This is a genomic window from Mycobacterium sp. 852002-50816_SCH5313054-b, from assembly GCF_001667185.1.
In the GTDB taxonomy this organism is placed as follows: domain Bacteria; phylum Actinomycetota; class Actinomycetes; order Mycobacteriales; family Mycobacteriaceae; genus Mycobacterium.
Genome location: NZ_LZIC01000030.1, coordinates 190,321 through 210,165, shown reverse-complemented (window position 1 = coordinate 210,165; position 19,845 = coordinate 190,321). Strand labels below are relative to the sequence as shown.

21 protein-coding genes are annotated in these 19,845 nt (G+C 69.8%); 14 read left to right on the top strand and 7 right to left on the bottom strand.

Features of this window, described 5'->3' with window-relative positions; translation table 11 throughout:
• Positions 1-28 precede the first annotated feature (28 nt).
• Both A5787_RS05905 and A5787_RS05900 read left to right on the top strand, forming a co-directional pair.
• Positions 29-817, top strand: a complete 789-nt coding sequence (locus tag A5787_RS05905; protein ID WP_066962959.1) for an SDR family oxidoreductase — start codon at positions 29-31, stop codon at positions 815-817.
• Entirely contained in the window at positions 814-2,046 is a 1,233-nt protein-coding gene (locus A5787_RS05900) for a zinc-binding dehydrogenase (protein WP_066962955.1), read from the top strand. Before A5787_RS05905 ends, A5787_RS05900 begins: the two co-directional genes overlap by 4 nt.
• On the opposite strand, the gene A5787_RS05895 is transcribed toward A5787_RS05900, so the two are convergent.
• Positions 2,043-2,681: a class I SAM-dependent methyltransferase gene (locus A5787_RS05895; protein ID WP_082977090.1), complete on the bottom strand. Its 639-nt coding sequence runs from the start codon at positions 2,679-2,681 to the stop codon at positions 2,043-2,045. The genes A5787_RS05900 and A5787_RS05895 overlap by 4 nt on opposite strands.
• Positions 2,682-2,755: 74 nt before the next feature.
• Here A5787_RS05895 and A5787_RS05890 point away from each other — a divergent pair, with 74 nt between their 5' ends.
• Positions 2,756-3,610: an AraC family transcriptional regulator gene (locus tag A5787_RS05890; RefSeq protein ID WP_066962951.1), complete on the top strand. Its 855-nt coding sequence runs from the start codon at positions 2,756-2,758 to the stop codon at positions 3,608-3,610.
• Here A5787_RS05890 and A5787_RS05885 read toward each other — a convergent pair.
• Genes A5787_RS05885 through A5787_RS05870 form a run of 4 tightly spaced genes read right to left on the bottom strand, consistent with a single transcriptional unit; the run spans position 3,599 to position 7,150 of the window.
• Positions 3,599-4,633, bottom strand: coding sequence for a dihydrodipicolinate reductase (locus tag A5787_RS05885; RefSeq protein ID WP_066962950.1), 1,035 nt, complete (start codon positions 4,631-4,633; stop codon positions 3,599-3,601). The two genes, A5787_RS05890 and A5787_RS05885, sit on opposite strands and share 12 nt — an antisense overlap.
• Positions 4,630-5,520 (bottom strand): MBL fold metallo-hydrolase, encoded by an 891-nt coding sequence (locus A5787_RS05880; RefSeq protein ID WP_066962947.1) that lies wholly within the window; start codon positions 5,518-5,520, stop codon positions 4,630-4,632. Before A5787_RS05880 ends, A5787_RS05885 begins: the two co-directional genes overlap by 4 nt.
• Complete coding sequence (locus tag A5787_RS05875; RefSeq protein ID WP_066962944.1) at positions 5,520-6,173, bottom strand: L-fuculose-phosphate aldolase; 654 nt, start codon at positions 6,171-6,173, stop codon at positions 5,520-5,522. Before A5787_RS05875 ends, A5787_RS05880 begins: the two co-directional genes overlap by 1 nt.
• Positions 6,170-7,150, bottom strand: coding sequence for an NAD(P)-dependent oxidoreductase (locus A5787_RS05870; protein WP_066962941.1), 981 nt, complete (start codon positions 7,148-7,150; stop codon positions 6,170-6,172). The genes A5787_RS05875 and A5787_RS05870 overlap by 4 nt, the downstream gene beginning before the upstream one ends.
• Positions 7,151-7,180: 30 nt before the next feature.
• Here A5787_RS05870 and A5787_RS05865 point away from each other — a divergent pair, with 30 nt between their 5' ends.
• Entirely contained in the window at positions 7,181-8,539 is a 1,359-nt protein-coding gene (locus A5787_RS05865; RefSeq protein WP_066963111.1) for an FGGY-family carbohydrate kinase, read from the top strand.
• A 9-nt stretch (positions 8,540-8,548) separates the two neighbouring features.
• Complete coding sequence (locus A5787_RS05860) at positions 8,549-9,214, top strand: GNAT family N-acetyltransferase (protein ID WP_066962938.1); 666 nt, start codon at positions 8,549-8,551, stop codon at positions 9,212-9,214.
• 5 nt (positions 9,215-9,219) lie between these two features.
• Here A5787_RS05860 and A5787_RS05855 read toward each other — a convergent pair whose 3' ends face one another.
• Positions 9,220-10,128: a class I SAM-dependent methyltransferase gene (locus tag A5787_RS05855; protein ID WP_066962933.1), complete on the bottom strand. Its 909-nt coding sequence runs from the start codon at positions 10,126-10,128 to the stop codon at positions 9,220-9,222.
• A 9-nt stretch (positions 10,129-10,137) separates the two neighbouring features.
• Entirely contained in the window at positions 10,138-11,043 is a 906-nt protein-coding gene (locus tag A5787_RS05850) for a class I SAM-dependent methyltransferase (protein WP_066962930.1), read from the bottom strand.
• Positions 11,044-11,227: 184 nt separating this feature from the next.
• Between A5787_RS05850 and secY the strand changes: the two genes are divergently transcribed.
• The 9 genes from secY to A5787_RS05805 all read left to right on the top strand — a co-directional run bounded on the left by secY (position 11,228) and on the right by A5787_RS05805 (position 19,842).
• Positions 11,228-12,553, top strand: a complete 1,326-nt coding sequence (gene secY, locus A5787_RS05845; RefSeq protein ID WP_066962928.1) for a preprotein translocase subunit SecY — start codon at positions 11,228-11,230, stop codon at positions 12,551-12,553.
• Positions 12,550-13,095 carry an adenylate kinase gene (locus tag A5787_RS05840; protein ID WP_066962925.1) on the top strand — a complete coding sequence of 182 codons (546 nt, stop codon included), beginning with the start codon at positions 12,550-12,552 and terminating at the stop codon, positions 13,093-13,095. Before secY ends, A5787_RS05840 begins: the two co-directional genes overlap by 4 nt.
• A 2-nt stretch (positions 13,096-13,097) precedes the next feature.
• Complete coding sequence (gene map / locus A5787_RS05835; RefSeq protein ID WP_066962922.1) at positions 13,098-13,898, top strand: type I methionyl aminopeptidase; 801 nt, start codon at positions 13,098-13,100, stop codon at positions 13,896-13,898.
• Between the two features lie 107 nt (positions 13,899-14,005).
• A complete protein-coding gene (locus A5787_RS05830; RefSeq protein ID WP_082977088.1) occupies positions 14,006-14,551 on the top strand; it encodes a sigma-70 family RNA polymerase sigma factor in 546 nt (181 codons plus the stop codon).
• A 46-nt stretch (positions 14,552-14,597) separates the two neighbouring features.
• Positions 14,598-15,374, top strand: coding sequence for an anti-sigma factor (locus A5787_RS05825; RefSeq protein WP_066962917.1), 777 nt, complete (start codon positions 14,598-14,600; stop codon positions 15,372-15,374).
• 48 nt (positions 15,375-15,422) lie between these two features.
• Positions 15,423-17,141: a thiamine pyrophosphate-binding protein gene (locus tag A5787_RS05820; protein ID WP_066962914.1), complete on the top strand. Its 1,719-nt coding sequence runs from the start codon at positions 15,423-15,425 to the stop codon at positions 17,139-17,141.
• Positions 17,122-17,769 (top strand): hypothetical protein, encoded by a 648-nt coding sequence (locus A5787_RS05815; RefSeq protein ID WP_066962910.1) that lies wholly within the window; start codon positions 17,122-17,124, stop codon positions 17,767-17,769. The genes A5787_RS05820 and A5787_RS05815 overlap by 20 nt, the downstream gene beginning before the upstream one ends.
• Position 17,770: 1 nt before the next feature.
• A complete protein-coding gene (locus A5787_RS05810; RefSeq protein WP_066962907.1) occupies positions 17,771-18,790 on the top strand; it encodes a 3-oxoacyl-ACP synthase III family protein in 1,020 nt (339 codons plus the stop codon).
• A complete protein-coding gene (locus A5787_RS05805; protein ID WP_066962904.1) occupies positions 18,790-19,842 on the top strand; it encodes a histidinol-phosphate transaminase in 1,053 nt (350 codons plus the stop codon). The genes A5787_RS05810 and A5787_RS05805 overlap by 1 nt, the downstream gene beginning before the upstream one ends.
• Positions 19,843-19,845 lie beyond the last annotated feature (3 nt).

Sequence of the window (19,845 nt, the reverse complement as noted above, 5' to 3'; positions counted from 1 at the left end):
TTCCCCGGTTTAGCGGCAACCTTGACGGATGACCTACGCGGCGGCCGGCAAGCGGGTGCTCATCACCGGCGCCTCGTCGGGCTTGGGGGCGGCCCTGGCCCGGCAGCTGGCGGGGCGAGGGGCGGTGGTGGGGCTGATCGCCCGGCGGCGGGACCGCCTGGCCGAGGTGCTGGCCGACTGCCGGCGGGCCTCGCCGGAATCGGCGATGTGGGTGGCCGACCTGGCGGACACCGCGGCGCTGGCCGAGCTGGCGCGGCGGGCATGGGACGCGCTCGGCGGCGTCGACGTGCTGATCAACAACGCCGCGGTCCCGAAGCGGCGCCCCGTCACGGCGCTGGTGCCCGACGAGGTCGAGGACGTCATGCGGGTCAACTTCTTTGCGCCGATGCGGCTGACGCTGGCGCTGCTGCCGCGGATGCTGGCGCGCGGGTCCGGCCTGATCGTCAACGTGTCGAGCGTCGGCGGCCGGCTCGGAATCATCCACGAAACCGCCTACTGCGCAAGCAAGTTCGCGCTGTGCGGCTTCAGCGAGGCGATGGCCGTGGACCTGCACGGCAGCGGGGTCGCGGTGAAGCTGATCGAACCGGGCCCCGTCGACACCGAGATCTGGGACCACCCGGGCAGCGAGGAACCCCTCTACCAGGGCCCCAAGGTGCCCGCCGACGAGGTGGCCGAAGGGGTCATCGAGGCGCTGGGCACCGGCACATTCGAGCACTACGTCCCCGACATGAAAGCGGTCGTCGACGCCAAGAACGCCGACATCGACGCGTTCATCGTAGGGGCGGCCGGCCTCAAAACCAGGGAGTCGCCGCGATGAGGGCGCTCGTCTACGGCGTGCGGCCGGAACCCTTCGGGGTACCCGATGACGCCAACACGCTGACCCAGAACCTGGCCCGCACCCCGACCGCAATGCGAGAAGTGCCGGATCCGGTGCTGCCGCACGAGGACTGGGTGATCACCCGGCCGCGGCTGACCGGAATCTGCGGGTCGGACTCCAAGCAGATCCTGATGGATTTCGGCGAGGCCGACGCCGACAACGCCATGTCGGCCTTCTGCTCTTTTCCCCAAGTGATGGGGCACGAGGTGGTCGCCGACGTGGTCGCGCTGGGGCCGAAGGCCCGGGGGCTGCAGATCGGCCAGCGGGTGGTGCTCAACCCGTGGCTGTCCTGCGGGCCGCGCGGCATCTCTCCGCCGTGTCCCGCATGCGAAAGCGGCGACTACAGCCTGTGCTGGAGTTTCACCGACGGCGACATCAAACCCGGCATTCACACCGGGGTGTCGGCCGACGTGACCGGCGGCTACGCCGAGCTGATGCCGGCCCACGACAGCATGCTGTTTGCGGTTCCGGATTCCGTGCCCGACGAGCTGGCGGTGTTCGCCGACCCGTTTTCGGTGTCCCTGCACGCGATTACCCGCCACCCGCCGCCGCGGTCGGGCCGCGTGCTGGTGTACGGGGCCGGCTCGCTGGGGCTGTGCGCGGTCGCGATCCTGCGGGCGCTCTACCCCGAGGTGGCCGTCGCGGTGGTCGCGCGGTTCGCGGCCCAGCACGAGCTGGCCCGCAGGTTCGGGGCCGAACTGGTGCTGGAGCACGAACCCCGCCTGGCCGTCATCGAGGAACTGGTGGCGTGGGGCGGCGGCCGGCTGCGCCAGCCGCTGCTCGGCCTGCCGATGGCCTACCCGGGCGCGGTCGACGTGGTGTACGACACGATCGGCAAGCCGGAGACCTTCGAAGTCGGGGTCCGGGTCCTGCGCGCCCGCGGGACGCTGGTGCAGGCCGGTGTGCACGCGCCCAGCCGCTGGGAGTGGAGTCCGTTGTATTTCAAGGAGATCGCCCTCGTGGGGTCGAACGCGTTCGGCGTCGAGGAGGTCGAGGGCCGGCGCCGGCACGCCATCGCCCACTACCTGGACCTGGCCGCCGCTGATCGGGTGGACCTGCGGCCCATGCTGACCCACACCTTCGCGCTCGAGCAGTGGCGCGACGCCTTCCTGGCGATCGCCAACCAGGCCGACAGCGGCGCGGTCAAGGTGGCTATCGACCAGCGCTAGACGGGGCGGGTGGCGCGAAAGTAGTTCAATCGCCCGAGAATGCGGTGTCGCGTCGATGCGACCCCGGTGCAGTCGAATCCCGCCGCGGTCAGCAGTCGGGGGACCGCGTCGCCGAGGTTGCCGGCCGCGTGGGGGCTGCGCCTGATGAGCCGCGCGGTCGGGCCGTGGTCGGTGGTCGCCTCGCCGCCGATGTCGACCAGGTGCAGCCGCCCGCCGGGACGCAGGACCCGGAAGATCTCCGCCGCCGCAGCGGTTTTCGCGTCGCCGTCGACATGGTGCAGCATCATCGACGACAGCACCCTGTCGAATTCGCCGTCGGCGTAGGGCAGCCGCTCGGCGTAGCCGCGCTCGAAACGGATGTCGTTCGCCTTGCGGCGCGCCCGGTCGAGCGCCCGCGGGTCTGGGTCGGATCCCGTGACGTCGGCGGCGGGGTGGGCGCGCTTGACCCGGGTGGTGAGATTGCCGGTGCCGCAGCCGATTTCCAGGACGCGGTGGCCGTCGACGATCTCGGCCTGCGCGATCAGCGTGGCATAGAGCTTTGGCATTCCCAAGAGCCGGGCGAACAGGTCGTAGCAGGGGAGCAGCGCGTCGTGGCCGGCGGCGGGCAGGTAGTCATGTGGATGATGTTTTGGCATATATTCCATGGTGAACCGCTGGGGCCGCGGATAATTAGGTGATTCTTGGCAAAAGTAGGATTATCTTTGGTGGCATGAGTGCGGCGACTCGCTTGATCAGCCATCGCGGCGGCGTGCCCGTCTATCAGTATCGAAGCGATCGGGACACCCCGCCGGTATCCGTGATGTGGGCCGGGCGCGAAGACGTGCTCGCGCATGGCCGCCACATTCACGACTTCCCGGCGTTGTGGTACATCCCCGCCGCGGGGCAGGTGTATGTGGTGGCGGCGGGCGAGGTCATCGACCCCGCCGGCGTGAGCCAGATTGCCGGTGGGGTGGGGGTGTTCTTCGATCCCGCGGCGCTGGGCGAGGACGGGCGATCGCCATGGCCGGCGTGGCGGGCGCATCCGCTGCTGTTCCCGTTTTTGCACGGCCGGTCTGGCGGGCTGCTGCGGCTGGAAGTGCCCGCGGAGCGGCGGTCGGCGTGGGAGGGCGCGATCGCGTCGATCGACACCGAACTGACCGGGCGCCAAGACGGTTACCAGCAGGCGGCGCTGGCGCATCTCACGTTGCTGCTGATCGACCTCGCGCGCCTGGCCGTCGACGTGGTCGGCGACCTGCGGCGCAGCGGCGAACCGCTGCTGGCCGAGGTCTTCGAGGTGATCGACCGGCGGCACGCCGAGCCGTTGTCGCTGCGCGATGTGGCCGGCGAACTCGGCATCACGCCCGGACACCTGACCACCGTGGTGCGGCGCCGCACCGGGCGCACCGTGCAAGAGTGGATCATCGAACGCCGCATGGCCGAGGCTCGGACGCTGCTCGCCGAAACGGATCTGCCGGTCGCGGAGGTCGCCGGGCGGGTCGGGATCGGCGACCCGGGCTATTTCAGTCGGCTCTTCGGCCGCACTCACGGCACCTCGCCACGCGCATGGCGCGGTTCAAACCGTTAGCGCCCCTTTGGATCCGGCGATGGGCAGGTCGATCGGGGTGATGACGCCCGGCGGCGCCGCACACAGGAACGGTATGGCGTTGACTGCCGCGACGGCCGTGCTGTCCATCAACACGGTCATCACGTCCTCTCCGGGGTTGCCGAACCGGATCGTCGCGTCGACGCGCGGCTCACCCTCGATCACCACGCTGAAACCCTTGGGGTCGGTCCATTTCGGCTCGAGCGCGTCGTCGCTCATGGTCCAGCAGATGGCCAGCTCGACCACCGGACGGCCGCCGCGATAGCCGCGATAGGTGCGGCGCTGGCCCCCGGCGGTGCCGGCGGCGTAGTCGACCCAGCCCAGATTCAGGTCCCGGGTCAGCACCGCGGGCTCGACGAAGGCCTCCTTGGAGTCGAGCTCGGTACCCAGCATGGTGGCGATCATGTCCAGCGTCTCGAAGTAGCCGAGGCCGTATCGTTGCGTCGCCGGGTCCAGGTGCGTCACCCGCTCCCGGGGCGGTTTCCCGAACCCGAGCACCTTCCACACGTCCTGGACGGGATAGGTGGTGCAGTCCAGCGTTTCGACGAGCTTGACGCTGCGGACTTTTCGGCAGGCGCCGGTGAGGAAGCCGGCGACGACGTTGATGAAGCCCGGCTCGAACCCGGTTCCCAGGAAGGTCGCACCGCCCTGTCGGGCCGCCTCCTGCAGCGCCGGGAGTTCGGCCGGGTGATGGGTGCCGGTCACGAAATCTCCGGTGGTGACGACGTTGATGCCGGAGCGCAGCAACCTGATCACCAGGTCGTAGTCGATGGCGCGGGGCATGTAGTTCACGCAGTCCGGTTTCAGCGCGATCAGCGCGTCGGCATCGTCGGTGGCGGCAACGCCGACCGGGGCCTGGCCCGCCAGCTCGCCGGCGTCGCGGCCCACCTTGTCCGCGCCGAAGGCGTGGACGCCGACCACGTCGAAGTCGTCGCGCTCGAGCAGGGCGCCGAGCGCGCGCGTGCCGATGTTGCCGGTCGACCACTGGACCACTCGGTACGTCATGCTGACACCGTATCGATGTCCAACCATTCGTCGACCTCGAACTGGTCGCCGACGGCGCGGATCGTCGCGCCGCCGTGGCCGGGGTAGTGGGCGGGTATCACCGCGGCCTTGGCCCGGGCGGCCTCGGTGAAGATCCGGCTGCGGGTCACGGCGGCGGCCGAGGGGTCCACGTCGAACGCGCAGGCGTCGGCGGGCCGGCGCAGTTGCAGCGGACTGTGGGTGAGATCGCCGACGAAGACCGCCGGCTGACCGGCGTCCAGCCACAGCACCGAGGAGCCGGGCGTGTGCCCGGGGGCGGGCCGCAGTCGCAGCGACGGGCTGATCTGGAAGTCGTCGGACCAGTGCACCAGCTGCCCGGCCTCCTCGATGGGCAGCACGCTGTCGGCGAACACGATCCGCTCATTGGGCTGCTCGCCCGCGGGCCCGTCCGGTGCGAAGTGGCGGTAGTCGGCGGCCGGCACCAGGTACCGGGCGTTGGGAAAGGTCGGCACCCAGGTCCCGTTGTCTCCCATGGTGTTCCACCCGACGTGGTCGGAGTGGATGTGGGTGTTGACCACCACGTCGACCGCGCTGCGGTCGATGCCCGCCGATCCCAGCGCCGCCAGGAACCCGGTGTTGAGGTGGTCCAGCGGTGGCATGTGCGGGCGGTCGCGGTCGTTGCCGACACCGGTGTCCACGACGACGGTCAGCCCGTCGACCTCGACGACCCAGCTTTGGATCGCGATGTGCCATTGATCGGTGTCGGGGTCGAAGAAGTCCGGCACCAGCAGGTCGGCGTTGTCCCGCCACCCCGAGGGGGGCGTGCCCGGGAAGGCGCGGGTCGGCAGGTCGAACCGAAGTTCCAGCACCCGCGCGACGCTCGCGCGGCCGACCCGGAACCGGCGCATCAGGTGTTGGCGCGCAGATAGGTGTAGACGCCGGCGAAGTTGCGGTTCACGTCCTCGGGAATGGGCACCGGGCCGCCGAGCGCCCTTGCGCCCCAGACTATTTGGGCGGTCCGCTCGACCAGCGCGGTGACGTGCAGCACCTTGTCGGGGCGCGGCCCTACCGCGACCAGGCCGTGATTGGCGATCAGGGCGGCCCCCCGGCCCTCGAGCGCCTTCACCGCGTTGGTCCCGACCTCGGGCGTGCCCGAGGCGGCGTAGTCGGTGCAGCGGACCTCTCCGCCACAGTAGACCGCGAACTCGTCGATGCAGGCCGGAATCGGTTGGTGCGCAATGGCGAACATGGTCGCCCACACCGGATGGCTGTGGATGACGCTGCCGACGTCGTCGAACGCCTGGTAGCACGCCAGGTGGAGCTTCGCCTCCGACGACGGCGACCGGCCCTCGGCGGCGTGCAGCACGGCACCGTCCGGGTCGATCAGCACCAGGTCGTCGAGCTGCATGTCGCGGTAGTCGACCGACGACGGAGTGATGACGACGTTGCCGTCGGGGCGCCGCGCCGAGATGTTGCCGGCCGTTCCCTCGACCAGGCCCCGGCGCAGCATGTCCTTGGCGGCGTCCAGCACGGCATTTTCGGCGTTCTCCACGAATTTCATGGCGCCAGCACCTCCGGGTTGACGATATGGGCCGGCGTCCCGCCGTCCAGCAGCGCTTCCAGGTCGTCGACCACCATCTGCGCCTGCCGCGCCTCAGTGTTCCACGTGGCGCCCCCGATGTGGGGCGTCAGGACGACATTGGGCATGGCCACCAGCGGGTGATCGGTCGGCAGCCATTCGCCGACGAAATGGTCCAGCCCCGCGGCGGCCACCTTGCCGCCGCGCAGCGCCTCGACGAGCGCGTCGGTGTCGTGCAGCTGGGCCCGGGCGGTGTTGAGGAACACCACGCCGTCGCGCATGGCCGCGAACTGTGGCGCGCCGATCATGCCGGCGGTGCCCGCGGTCACCGGCGCGTGCAGGGACACCACGTCGGACTCGGCCAAGAGTTCGTCCAGGGAGTAGCGCGCCTGGTCGTTGTACGGGTCGTGGGCGATCACCCGCATGCCCAGCCCGGCCAGCCGCCACCGCGTGGCGCGGCCGACGGCGCCCAGGCCCACCAGTCCGGCGGTGCGCCCGGCGATCTCCCAGCCGCGGAACCGCTGATAGGGGATGCTGCCGTCGCGAAACGTGTTGCCGCTGCGGACATCCGCGTCGGCGGTCAGCAGGTGGCGGGTGACCCCCAGCAGCAGCGCCACCGCCATCTCGGCGACCGCGTCGGCGTTGCGGCCCGGGGTGTTCAGCACCGGGATGCCGGCGGCGGTGGCCCCGCCGATGTCGACGTTGTTCGGGTCGCCCCGGGTGGACGCGATCGCGCGCAGATTCAGGTCGAACACCGGGCCGCGCACCGAGTCGCTTTCCACCACAACGACATCGGCGGCCTCGGCGGCGATCCGCTCGGCCAGTTGCTCGGCGCTGTAGATCCGCAGCGGCGTCTGTTCGATCCAGGGGTCATAGACCACGTCGGCCAGTTGCCGGAGCTTGTCGAAGCCCGGCCCCCGCAGCGGGGCGGTCACCAAGGCGCGCGGTCTTGACGTCACGACCCCCAATGCTGGCGTACGGTGACGCCCGTGTCACGTGATGACGTCACAATCGGCATCGACATCGGCAGCACCGCGGTCAAGGCGGTGGCCGCCGACGCCGACGGCCGGGTGACGGCGCGGGCGCGCATCCCGCACCGGCTGCGGGTGCCGGCGCCCGATCGCCTCGAGCACGACGCGGACGAGGCGTGGCGGCGGGGGCCCGTGGCGGCCCTCGCGCAGCTGGACTGCCCGGACGCGAGGGCGGTGGCCGTCGCGGCGATGGTGCCCTCGCTCACCGCCGTCGACGCCGCGGGCACACCCCTGACGCCGGGGCTGCTGTACGGCGACGGCAGGGGCCGGGCTCCGGGCGGTGACGAGCAGCCGCTGCCGGCGCTGGGCGAGGCGGCGGAGTTCCTGCGCTGGACCGCCGCCGAGGCGCCCGGCGCCGCCGGATACTGGCCGGCGCCGGCGGTGGCCAACCACGCCCTGGCGGGCGAGGCGGTGATGGACCTCGCCACCGCGGCCACCGCCTTCCCGTTGTTCGACGGGACGGGCTGGAACGAGGCGGCATGCGCCGAGCGCGGCGCGGCCGTCGAGCAGATGGCCCGGGTGGCCACGATCGGGACGGCGGCCGGGCAGCTTCCCGGCACCGGGGCCGTGCTGGGGATCGGCGCCATCGACGCGCTGTGCGAACAAATCGTGGCCGGCGCCGACCGCGACGGCGACGTGCTGGTGCTGTGCGGCACCACGCTGATCGTGTGGAACACCATCCCCGAGGCCCGGCAGGTACCGGGCCTGTGGACCATCCCGCACACCGCGCCGGGCAAGAGCCAGATCGGCGGTGCCAGCAACGCCGGCGGCCTGTTCCTCGGCTGGGTGGATCGTGTTGTCGCGGAAGGCGACCCGACGGCCGCCGACCCGCGCCGGGTGCCCGTCTGGTCGCCGTACATCCGCGGGGAGCGCACCCCGTTCCACGACCCCGATCGCCGGGCCGTGCTCGACGCCCTGGACCTCACCCACGACGCCGCCGCGCTGCGGCGCGCGGCCTACGAGGCGTCGGCCTTCGTCGTCCGTCAGCTCATCGAGCTGAGCGGGGCTCCGGTGGCGCGCATCGTGGCCGTGGGCGGCGGCACCCGGGTCGCGCCCTGGATGCAGGCCATCGCCGACGCCACCGGGCGTCCGGTGGAGGTGTCCGCGGTGGCCGAGGGCGCCGCGCTGGGGGCGGCCTTCCTGGGTCGCATGGCGGCCGGCCTGGAGACCGCGATGGCCGACGCGGCCCGGTGGGCCCGGGTAGAGCGCATCGTCGAGCCGCAGCCGGCGTGGGCCGCGGCCACCGCGGACCGCTACCAACGCTTCCTGGAGCTGGGAAACCGACGATCTGACGCACTACCCCCGGCGGCGTTCTAGGCTGGTGCAATGACTGACCAGGACCGCAAAGCCACCCGCCGAGAGATCGCCGACGCCCTGTTAAAAGCTCTCGAACACCGGCACGAAATAGCCGATGTCGTGGTCGAGTCCGAGAACAACGCGGCCGCGGTCGAGGCGATCGTCCGGCTGCTCGACACGTCCCACCTGGCCGCCGAAGCGGTGATGAGCATGTCCTTCGCTCAACTCACCATCGACTCGCGCCGCAAGATCCTGGCCGAGCTCGAGGACCTGAACAAGCAGCTCAGCTTCACCCTCGGCGAGCGCCCGGCCAGTTCGGGGGAGACCCTCGAGCTGCGGCCCTTCTCCGCCAAGGAGGACCGGGACATCTTCGGCGCCCGCACCGAGGACATGGGCGCCGCCGGCGACGGGTCCGGCGGTCCGGCCGGCAGCCTCGACGACGAGATCGGCGCGGCGCTGGGGCGCCTCGACGACGAGGAGGCCGCCTGGTTCGTGGCCGTCGACTCGGGGGAGAAGGTCGGCATGGTGTTCGGCGAGCTTGCCCAGGGCGAGGTGAACGTGCGGATCTGGATCCACCCCGAGCACCGCAAGAAGGGCTACGGCACGGCCGCCCTGCGCAAGTCGCGCACCGAGATGGCGTGGTGCTTCCCCGCCGTGCCGTTGGTGGTGCGGACACCGCCGGCCAGGCCCGCCTGAGCAGGCTAAGCCAGCGCCGCCGACACGTACTTGATGTCGCCGAAGGCGACCATGGACGGCTGGTCGGGGAACTCAAAACCGTTCTGTGCGTAGAGTTCCGGCGTGCCGTGCACCGTCGAGCGCCAGCCGAGGCCGCCCAGGTAGGCCACCACATCGTTGCGCTCGCCGGGGTAGACCAGGTCGGCCCAGTTGAGGTTCAGGCCCAGCCGCCGCCAGCGCTCGCTCATCTCGCGGCCCCGCTTTTCGATGCGGTCGCGGATGTTGGGCACGTAGCCGGTGCCCAGCCTGCTGCCGGGGGCACTGAGCGCGGTGATGTGGTCGAACAGGCGGTCCTGCGCGTCCGGCGGCAGGTACCCCAGCAGCCCCTCGGCGATCCAGGCCGTCGGCGAAGCGGTGTCAAACCCGTTGTCGCGCAATGCCGCCGGCCAGTCGTCGCGCAGGTCGACGCCCACCGCCTTGCGGTCGGCGGTCGGGGTGGCGCCGAGCCCGGCCAGGGTGCGGGTCTTGAACTCGATCACCTTGGGCTGGTCGATCTCGTAGACGGCAGTCCCCGCCGGCCACGGCAGCCGGTAGGCGCGCGTGTCCAGCCCCGAGGCCAGAATGACGGCCTGGCGTATCCCGGCCCGCGCGGCGTCGAGAAGGAACGCGTCGAAGAACCGGGTGCGCACGGCCATGCCTTCGCCGAGCCGGCGGGGCGTGAAGGCCGGATCGTCTTCCGCCAGGTCGATTTCGCCGTTCATCATCCGGATGAAGGCGTCCACGCCGACGGCGTTCACCAGCGGCTCGGCGAACGGGTCGTCGATCAGCGGGTTAGGTCCCTTGGCGGCCATCGCCCGGCGCGCTGCGACCGCGGTGGCCGTGGCGCCCACGCTGGACGCCAGATCCCAGCTGTCGCCGTCAAATCGTTCCGCCATGCGCGTGCCCTAGCGCAGGGTGGCCGTGACGGCGATGATGTTGCGGAGCTGGGATTCCTCGTCGTCCGGGAACACGCGGCCGTAGTCGGCGAAGAACTCCCGGCGCGGCCGGGTGGTCACTTCCCAGCCACGCTCGCCCAGGTAGTCCACGACATTGCTGCGTTCGCCGTCGAAGAACAGCCCCGACAGGTCGATGTCGCACCCCAGGTTGGACCACCGCTCGTTGAATTGCCGCGCGCGCTGGGTCATGGTGCGGCCGGAATCGCCGTGGTACTCGGTGGCCAGCTTGCTGCCGGGCGCGCTGAGGTCGGTGATGTTGTCGAACAGCCGGTCCTGCGCTTCGGGTGGCAGGTACATCAGCAGCCCTTCGGCGCTCCAGGAAGTCGGCTGTGACGGATCGAATCCGCTGCGGCGCAACGCCTCCGGCCAGTCCTCCCGCAGGTCGATGGCAACGGTGCGCCGGTCCGCGGTCTCCTCGGCCCCCAGGTTGGCCATGGCGGCGCTCTTGAACTCGACGACCTTGGGCTGGTCGACCTCGTAGACCACGGTGCCGGGCGGCCAGGCCAGCCGGTAGGCGCGCGCGTCCAGACCGGCGGCCAGGATCACCGACTGCGTGACGCCGTCGCGGGCGGCGTTGAGGAAGAAGTCGTCGAAGAAGCGGGTGCGCACGGCGATCGAATCCGTCTCGAGTCGCAGGTCGCGTTCGCCGTCCAGCGCCTCGGTCGGGGCCACGTCGCCGTCGACCAGGCGGATGAAGAAGTCGAGGCCGACCGCTCGCACGAGCGGCGCCGCGAACGGGTCGTTGATGATCGCGTCCGGTTCGGCGCTGGCCAGCGCGCGGGCGGCGGCGACCATCGTGGCCGTGGCGCCGACGCTGGAGGCCAGATCCCAGGTGTCTTGATCGCTTCGGGTCATCGATGCTCCTACTTACTTAGCCAATGCAATGAGCCACCGAAACTCTACGCCTCGTGGCTGTCGGCAAAGGGTGTCGAACCGACCAGTCCCGCCCAGCTGTTAGTCTCGTACACGGTTTGACGCGCGACGCCGTACGTCCTGGCCTGCGGGTGTTAGGCGCGTGACGCAGGACGCAGGAGGAAGAGTGCTTTCGGCTTTCATCTCATCGCTGCGGACAGTCGATCTGAGACGGAAGATCCTCTTCACGCTTGGCATCGTCGTCCTCTACCGAGTCGGTGCCGCTTTGCCGTCGCCCGGGGTCAACTACCCGAATGTGCAGCAGTGCATCAAGGAGGCCAGCGGCGGCGAGGCGGGGCAGATCTATTCGCTGATCAACCTGTTCTCCGGCGGCGCGCTGCTCAAGCTCACGGTGTTTGCGGTGGGGGTGATGCCCTACATCACCGCCAGCATCATCGTGCAGCTGCTGACCGTGGTCATCCCGCGCTTCGAGGAGTTGCGCAAGGAAGGCCAGTCCGGCCAGGCCAAGATGACCCAGTACACGCGCTATCTGGCGATCGCACTGGCCGTCCTACAGGCCACCAGCATCGTGGCGCTGGCCGCCAACGGCGGGCTGCTGCAGGGCTGCTCGCTGGACATCATCGCCGACCAGAGCATCTTCACCCTGGTCGTCATCGTGCTGGTGATGACGGGCGGTGCGGCGCTGGTGATGTGGATGGGCGAGCTGATCACCGAGCGCGGCATCGGTAACGGCATGTCCCTGCTGATCTTCGTCGGGATCGCGGCGCGCATCCCCGCCGAAGGCAAGACCATCCTGGACAGCCGTGGCGGCATCATCTTCGGCGCGGTCTGCCTCGCCGCGCTGATCATCATCGTCGGCGTGGTGTTCGTCGAGCAGGGCCAGCGCCGCATCCCGGTGCAATACGCCAAGCGCATGGTGGGCCGGCGCATGTACGGCGGAACCTCGACCTATCTGCCGCTCAAGGTCAACCAGGCCGGCGTCATCCCGGTCATCTTCGCGTCCTCGCTGATCTACATCCCGCACCTGATCACCCAGCTGATCCGGAGCGGCAGCGGCGGTGTGGGCAACAGCTGGTGGGACAAGTTCGTCGGCAGCTATCTGTCCGACCCGAGCGACCCCGTCTACATCAGCATCTACTTCGGCCTGATCATCTTCTTCACGTACTTCTACGTGTCGATCACGTTCAACCCCGACGAGCGTGCCGACGAAATGAAGAAATTCGGCGGGTTCATTCCCGGCATCCGGCCGGGCAAGCCGACCGCCGATTACCTGCGTTATGTGCTGAGCAGAATCACCCTGCCGGGCTCGATCTACCTGGGCGCGATCTCGGTATTGCCCAACCTGTTCCTACAGATCGGCAATGGCGGAGCGGTCCAGAATTTGCCGTTCGGCGGTACTGCGGTTTTGATCATGATTGGTGTCGGTTTGGATACGGTCAAACAAATCGAGAGCCAGCTCATGCAGCGCAACTACGAAGGGTTCCTCAAGTGAGAGTGGTTTTGCTGGGACCGCCCGGGGCGGGCAAGGGTACGCAGGCCCAAAAGCTCGCCGAGAAGCTGGGGATCCCGCAAATCTCCACCGGGGAGCTGTTCCGCGACAACATCGAGAACGGGACCAAACTCGGCCTGGAGGCCAAGCGCTACCTGGACGCCGGTGACCTGGTGCCATCCGATTTGACCAACCAGCTGGTCGACGATCGCCTGGACGATCCCGACGCCGCCAACGGGTTCATCCTGGACGGCTACCCGCGCTCGCTCGAGCAGGCCAAGGCGCTGCACGAGATGCTCGGACGCCGCGGCACCGACATCGACGCGGTGATCGAGTTTCGCGTCTCGCAGGACGAATTGCTGCAACGGCTCAAGGCGCGCGGCCGCGCCGACGACACCGACGACGTGATCATCAACCGGATGAAGATCTACCGCGACGAGACGGCGCCGCTGCTGGAGTACTACCGCGACGAATTGAAGACGGTCGACGCGGTCGGCTCCATGGACGAGGTGTTCGCCCGCGCGCTGCAAGCGCTGGGCAAGTAATCATGAGCGCGCTGGCCCGGCTGCGCAGTCGCAGGGTCGTGCCGCAGCGCAGCCCCGGCGAACTCGACGCGATGGCCGCGGCCGGCGCGGTGGTGGCATCCGCCCTGCAGGCGGTCCACGCGGCCGCGGTCGAGGGGGCATCCACCCTGGGCCTCGACGAGATCGCCGAGTCGGTGATCCGCGAGGCCGGGGCCGTTCCGTCCTTCCTGGGCTATCACGGTTACCCGGCGTCGATCTGCGCGTCGGTCAACGACCGGGTGGTGCACGGCATCCCGTCCGCCGCGGAGATTCTGGCGCCCGGTGACCTGGTGTCCATCGATTGCGGCGCGGTGCTGGACGGCTGGCACGGCGACGCCGCGATCACGTTCGGGGTCGGGACGCTGGAAGCCGCCGACGAGGCGCTGTGCGCCGCGACCAGGGAATCGCTGGAGGCCGGCATCGCGGCGATGGTTCCCGGCAGCCGGCTGACCGACGTCGCGCACGCCATCGAAACGGGCACGCGCGCCGCCCAGTCCCGCTACGGGATCGCGTTCGGGATCGTGGAGGGCTACGGCGGCCACGGCATCGGCCGGCACATGCACATGGACCCGTTCCTGCCCAACGAGGGCTCCCCGGGGCGGGGTCCGCTCCTGGCCCCCGGCTCGGTGCTGGCCATCGAGCCGATGCTGACGCTGGGAACCAGCAAGACGCTGGTCCTCGACGACGCCTGGACCGTCACCACCGCCGACGGGTCGCGCGCCGCGCACTGGGAGCACACCGTCGCGGTCACCGACGCAGGACCGCGCATCCTGACCCTTGCTTAGCCGCCTGAACTGGCCACGATCGCAAGCGCGGCGAAGCCGGGCGTAGCGGGTCGTGGCCGTTGAACCGAGCGCCCGTTCGACTCGTTTCAGTAGTCGGAGGTGATCGAGTGGCCCGTGTGGCAGGCACGTGGAGGGCTTCGGGGGCTGCCGAAGCCGCCCTCATGAAGGCGCTCTACGACGAGCACGCCGCGGTTCTGTGGCGCTACGCGCTCCGGTTGACGGGGGACGCGAGCCAGGCCGAGGACGTCGTCCAGGAGACGCTGTTGCGGGCCTGGCAGCATCCGGAGGTCATCGGCGACACGGAGCGATCGGCGCGGGCGTGGCTGTTCACCGTCGCCCGCAACATGATCATCGACGACCGGCGCAGCGCGAGGTACCGCAACGTCGTCGGTTCGCTGGACGCGGAGGGGGCGCCCGAGCAGTCGACGCCCGACGAGGTCAACGCGGCGCTGGACCGGCTGCTGATAGCCGAGGCCATGACGCAATTGTCCGTCGAGCACCGGGCCGTGATCGAACGGTCCTACTACCGCGGTTGGACCACCGCGCAGATTGCTGCGGACCTCGAGATCGCCGAAGGAACAGTGAAGTCGCGACTACACTATGCCGTGCGGGCATTGCGGCTCACTCTGCAGGAACTTGGAGTCACGCGATGACCATCCGCATGGTCATCGGCTCCGAATACTTGATGGGTGACAGGAGATGGACGAGATGAGGACGCCGCTACGGGGCATCGGCCCGCCCGGTGACAACCACTTTGACAAAGAGGTGTTTGGGTTGACTACTGGGGACGACCACCGTTACGCGATGTGGGATGCCGCATACGTGTTGGGGTCGTTGTCGGCCAACGACCGCCGCGAGTTCGAGTCGCACCTGGCCGACTGCTCGGCATGCCGGGAGGCCGTCGCCGATCTGAGTGGCGTGCCGGCCCTGCTGTCGCAGCTCGACCGCGCGGAAGTCGCCGCGATCGACGAACCGGGCCGCGCCGCGGCGACACCCGAGATGTCGCCGGAGTTGCTGCCGTCGTTGTTGGCGACGGTGCGCTGGCGCCGGCGCCGCACCCGGGTGGCCACCTGGGTCGCCTCGTCCGCCGCGGCCGCGGTGCTGGGGGTCGGCGTGCTGGTCGGTGTGCACGGATACACCTCGTCGCCCGCGCAGCAGGTGACCGCGTCCTCGCAACCGATGGCGCAGATCGGCACCACCCTGCTGGCGTCCACGGTGCAGCTGTCCAGCCAGCACTGGGGGACGTCGATCAACCTCAAGTGCGTCTGCCTGGCCCCGCTGAACGCCCACCACGACACGCTGGCGATGGTGGTGGTCGGTCGCGACGGCAGCCAAACCCGGCTGGCGACGTGGACGGCCGAGCCCGGCCACACCGCGACGCCCGCGGGCAGCATCTCCACGCCGGTCGACCAGATTGCCGCCGTGCAAGTGGTCTCGGCCGATAGCGGTCAGGTGCTGCTGCAGCGCGCGATGTAAAACACGGCGCGCGGTGAACTGAAGTTACCCGCGCGTCGTGTTACAGGCATGCCCAGGAAGCAGCGGGTCGTCGACCACATTGTCGAGCGACTCGCCTCGGTCGGCGTCGACCACATCTTCGGCGTCGATGGCGCCAACATCGAAGACCTGTACGACGCCGCGCACTTCCGCTCCGAGGTCACCGCGGTGCTGGCAAAGCACGAGTTTTCCGCCGCGGCCATGGCCGACGGGTACAGCCGCAGCGGGGCCGGCCTGGGATCCGGCCTGGGCGTGGTGGCGGCGACCTCGGGTGGCGGGGCGCTCAATCTCGTTGCCGCCCTGGGGGAGTCGCTGACGAGCCGGGTTCCGGTGCTGGCCCTCGTCGGCCAAACGCCCACCGCCATGGACGGCCGGGGCAGCTTTCAGGACACCAGCGGCGACAACGGATCGCTGAACGCGCGGGCGGTGTTCGCCGCGGTGTCGGTGTCGTGCGAGCGGGTGCTGCGCCCGGCTGACGCCGCGTCGGCGCTGTCGAGGGCGATCGCCGCGGCGCGCACCGGTGGTCCCGCAGTGTTGTTGCTGCCCAAGGACATTCAGCAGGGCTACCTGGATTGCGAGCGCAACGGGCACGACGTGCAGTATTTGCGGCCCATCGGGAACCCCCACCCGATCGCCGGGATCCTGCGCGAAGCGAACGGCCCGGTCACCATCATCGTCGGGGAGCAGGTGGCCCGCGACGACGCCCGCGCCGAGCTGGAGGCGCTGCGGGCGGTGTTGCGGGCCCGGGTGGCGACCGTGCCCGACGCCAAGGACGTCGCCGGCACCCCGGGTCTGGGCTCGTCATCCGCGCTCGGGGTGACCGGCGTCATGGGCCACCCGGGCGTGATTGAGGCGGTGGCCGACAGTGCCGTGTGCCTGGTGGTCGGCACGCGCCTGTCGGTCACCGCGCGCACCGGCCTCGACGACGCCCTGGCCGCGGTGCGGACGGTCTCGATCGGGTCGGCGCAGCCCTACGTCGCGTGCACGCACGTGCACACCGACGACCTGCGCGCCTCACTGCGCATGCTGACCCGCGCCCTGTCCGGGCCGGGACGGCCGACGCTGGTGCGGGTACCCGACAGGGTCCGGCGCACCGAGTTGTCGCCGCCGACGTTCGCGGGCCCGGGCGTGCGCTACCGCGATGCGATGGCGGTGCTGGACGGCTGCGTGCCCGACGGCGCGGACATCGTCGTCGACGCGGGCAACACCGGCGCGGCGGCCGTGCACTACCTGCCGGCGCGGCGGGACGGCAGGTTCGCGGTCGCGCTCGGGATGGGCGGCATGGGTTACAGCTTCGGCGCCGGCATCGGGATGGCGTTCGGACGGGCCAACAGCGGGCGCCCCGGCGGTCGCACCGTGGTGATCGCGGGTGACGGCGCGTTCTTCATGCACGGCATGGAGGTGCACACCGCGGTGCAGTACCGGCTGCCGGTGACTTTCGTGCTGTTCAACAACAACGCCCACGCCATGTGCGTCACCCGCGAGCAGCTGTTCTACGACGACCTGTACAGCTACAACCGATTCCGCTCCAGTCGACTGGGCGCGGGCCTGGCGGCGATGTTCCCGGGCCTGAGGTCCGCCGACGTGACCGACCTCGACGGCCTGTCTTCCGCGCTGCGTGCGGCGCTCGCCGCCGACGGCCCGGCCGTCGTCAGCGTCGAATGTGCCGCCGAGGAGATTCCGCCGTTCGCACCGTTTTTGATTCCGACCGCCAAGGAGGCCAGGACCGATGTCGCTACCAGCGCTTGAGGACATTCCCACCCCCATCGACGGCGTGACCCGCATCGAGACCAGTCCCCGGGAGAAGGCCACCCCGATCATCATGGACATGATGCGTTCGGTGTATCCGCATGACCAGGTCTTCGGGGAATATTGCACCGTCAACGCCTACGTCGACTGTCCGCCCGACGAGCTGTACGACTACATGGCCGACACCCGCAGCCTCGAGGAGTGGACCTACAGCCTGCGCGGTTTCACCCCTACCGACGAGCCCGGGCTGTGGCTGGCCTACGACCGGCTCGGTTCGGAGACCGAGATCTACACGCGGACCATCGCCAACGAGCGGGCCCGCACCGTCGACTACCACTGCGCGTGGGACCAGGGCAAGCACCTGTGGATGGTCTACCTGATGCGCGTCGTCGATGCGCAGGTCGTCTTCGACAAGCCCGGTTCCGTTGTGCTGTGGACCAATTGCCATCACCCGTTCTATGACCACAACCCCTACCCGGAGACCGCACCGCCGCAGCGGCCGGTGTGGGTCGGCGACTTCTGGGACATGTTCGGCGCCGGCCACCTGCTGGAGCTGAACAACCTCAAGGCCATCGCCGAGTATCGCCATCGCAACGGCCTGCCGGTGACACCGGATTGGATGGCGTGACATGAGCAAGCCGAGCGTCAGCCTGATCGACGTCTCCACCTATCTGCCCGGTGCGCCGATCGGCGCCGAGTACTACGAGCAATTCGTCGAAAGTGACGACCTGCGTGACCATCTCATGTTCCGCGCCCCCAAGTTTCGCCATCACGTCGCGCCGGAGGAAAGTTCGATCGACATGATCGAACGCGCGGCCCACGGGCTCATCGAGCGGCACGGGCACGACGCCGTCGAGGGCGCCGACGTGCTGATCACCCACACCCAGGTGCCGGACATGGCGTTCTACGGCCAAGGGGGCGGCATCGCACACCGGTTGGGCATGCGGCCCTCCTGGGTGCTCGACCTGAACAACGGCGGGTGCGCCGCGTTCGTGTTGGCGCTCAACGTGGCCCGCAATCTGCTGTCGTCGGGGGAGGGGCACACCGCGCTGATCGCCATCGCGCAAAACGCCGCGGGGCAGTTCTTCGACCAGCCGACGATTCGCCGCAAGGCGCAATCGGCGGTGCCCGGCGACGGGGCGGCGGTGGCGCTGGTGACGTTATCCGACCAGTCGCCCATCCTCGACGTCGAGTGCCGCACTTACGGCGAATACGCCGGTGAGATGGCGCTGTCCTTCGACCCGCCCCGCAAGTGGTGGCAGGCAGGGCCCGGCGAGGGCAGCATCGGCTTCACCGAGAGCAAGATCACCAAGGTGCTGGCCCGCGGCAACCGGCAGGTGCCCGAGGTGGCGTTCGCCGTCTGCGACCGAATCGGCTTGTCCGCCAAGGACATCGATCTGCTCGTCACCAACCAGCCCAACCGGGTGTTTCTGCGCAATTGGCGCGACGCGCTCGAATTGCCCCCCGAGCGCCATCGCGACACCTTTGAGGAGTGCGGCAATCTGTTCGGCGCCGGGATCCCGGTCAACCTCGACCGTGCGATCTCCGCCGGTCAGGCCAAGGCGGGCGATGTGGTGCTGATGGCGGCCTTCGCCCACGCCGGCGACTTCGCCGGCGCGGCGGCGGTGCGCTGGGGCGGGCGAGGCTGATGCAACCCGTCCGCGGCCCGTTCGCCGCCGAGATCGACGACGCGTTCCCCACCGCGATCGATCCGCTTGCCTTGTCGCTCAACGAGAATCCGTTCCCACCGCTTCCGGCGGTGCGCTCGGCGTTGATCCGCTCCATCTATGCGGTCAACCGGTACCCCGAGTTCCTGCCCGAACGGCTGCGCGGCGTGATCGCCGGCCACGTCGGCCTGCCCGCCGAGCAGGTGGTGCTGGGTGCGGGCGCGACGGGCGTGGCGCTGCAGGCCCTGCAGGCGTTGACCGCGCCGGGTGACGTGGTGGCGATGGCGTCGCCGACCTTCGACGGCTACCCGATCATCGCTTCGATGGCGCGGCTGAATTCGCTGACCGTGCCGCTCGATACGGACGGCCACCACGACCTCGACGGGCTGGCCGACGCCGCCGCCGGCGCCCGCGTGGTGGTGGTCTGCCGCCCGCACAACCCGACCGGCACGCTGCAGCCCGCGGCTGAGCTCATCCGGTTTCTGTGCCGGGTGCCGCGCGACACCGTCGTGCTGCTCGACGAGGCGTACATCGAATTCGCCGCGCCCGAACACCGCATCGACGTCCCGGCGTTGCTGGGGCGCTTTCCCAACGTCGTGGTGGTGCGGACGTTCTCCAAGGCGTACGGGCTGGCGGGATTGCGGATCGGTTATGGGCTGGCGTCGCCGGAACTGGCCGGCACGCTGTGGACCCAGCAGCTGCCGTTCGGGATCGCGCTCACCAGCCTGCTCGCGGTAGCCGCCTCGTATGAGGCCGAAGACCAACTGCTGCAACGGATTCAGGCGATCAACGCGGAACGTCGCTATCTGCGGATGCGACTGAGTGCGTTGGGCGTCTACACCACCGACGCCCACGCGAACTTCATGTACCTGCCTTCGAGGGGTGGGCCGTGGCATGAGGTTTTCGCGGGTAGCGGCCTGCAGGTCCGCCATTACGCGGACGGCGGCGCGCGGATTACCGTGGGCAACCGCGCATCGACGCTGGCGGTGGTCTCGGCGATAGGAAAGGCCACGGTTGGGCCGCAGATGCGGTAAGAA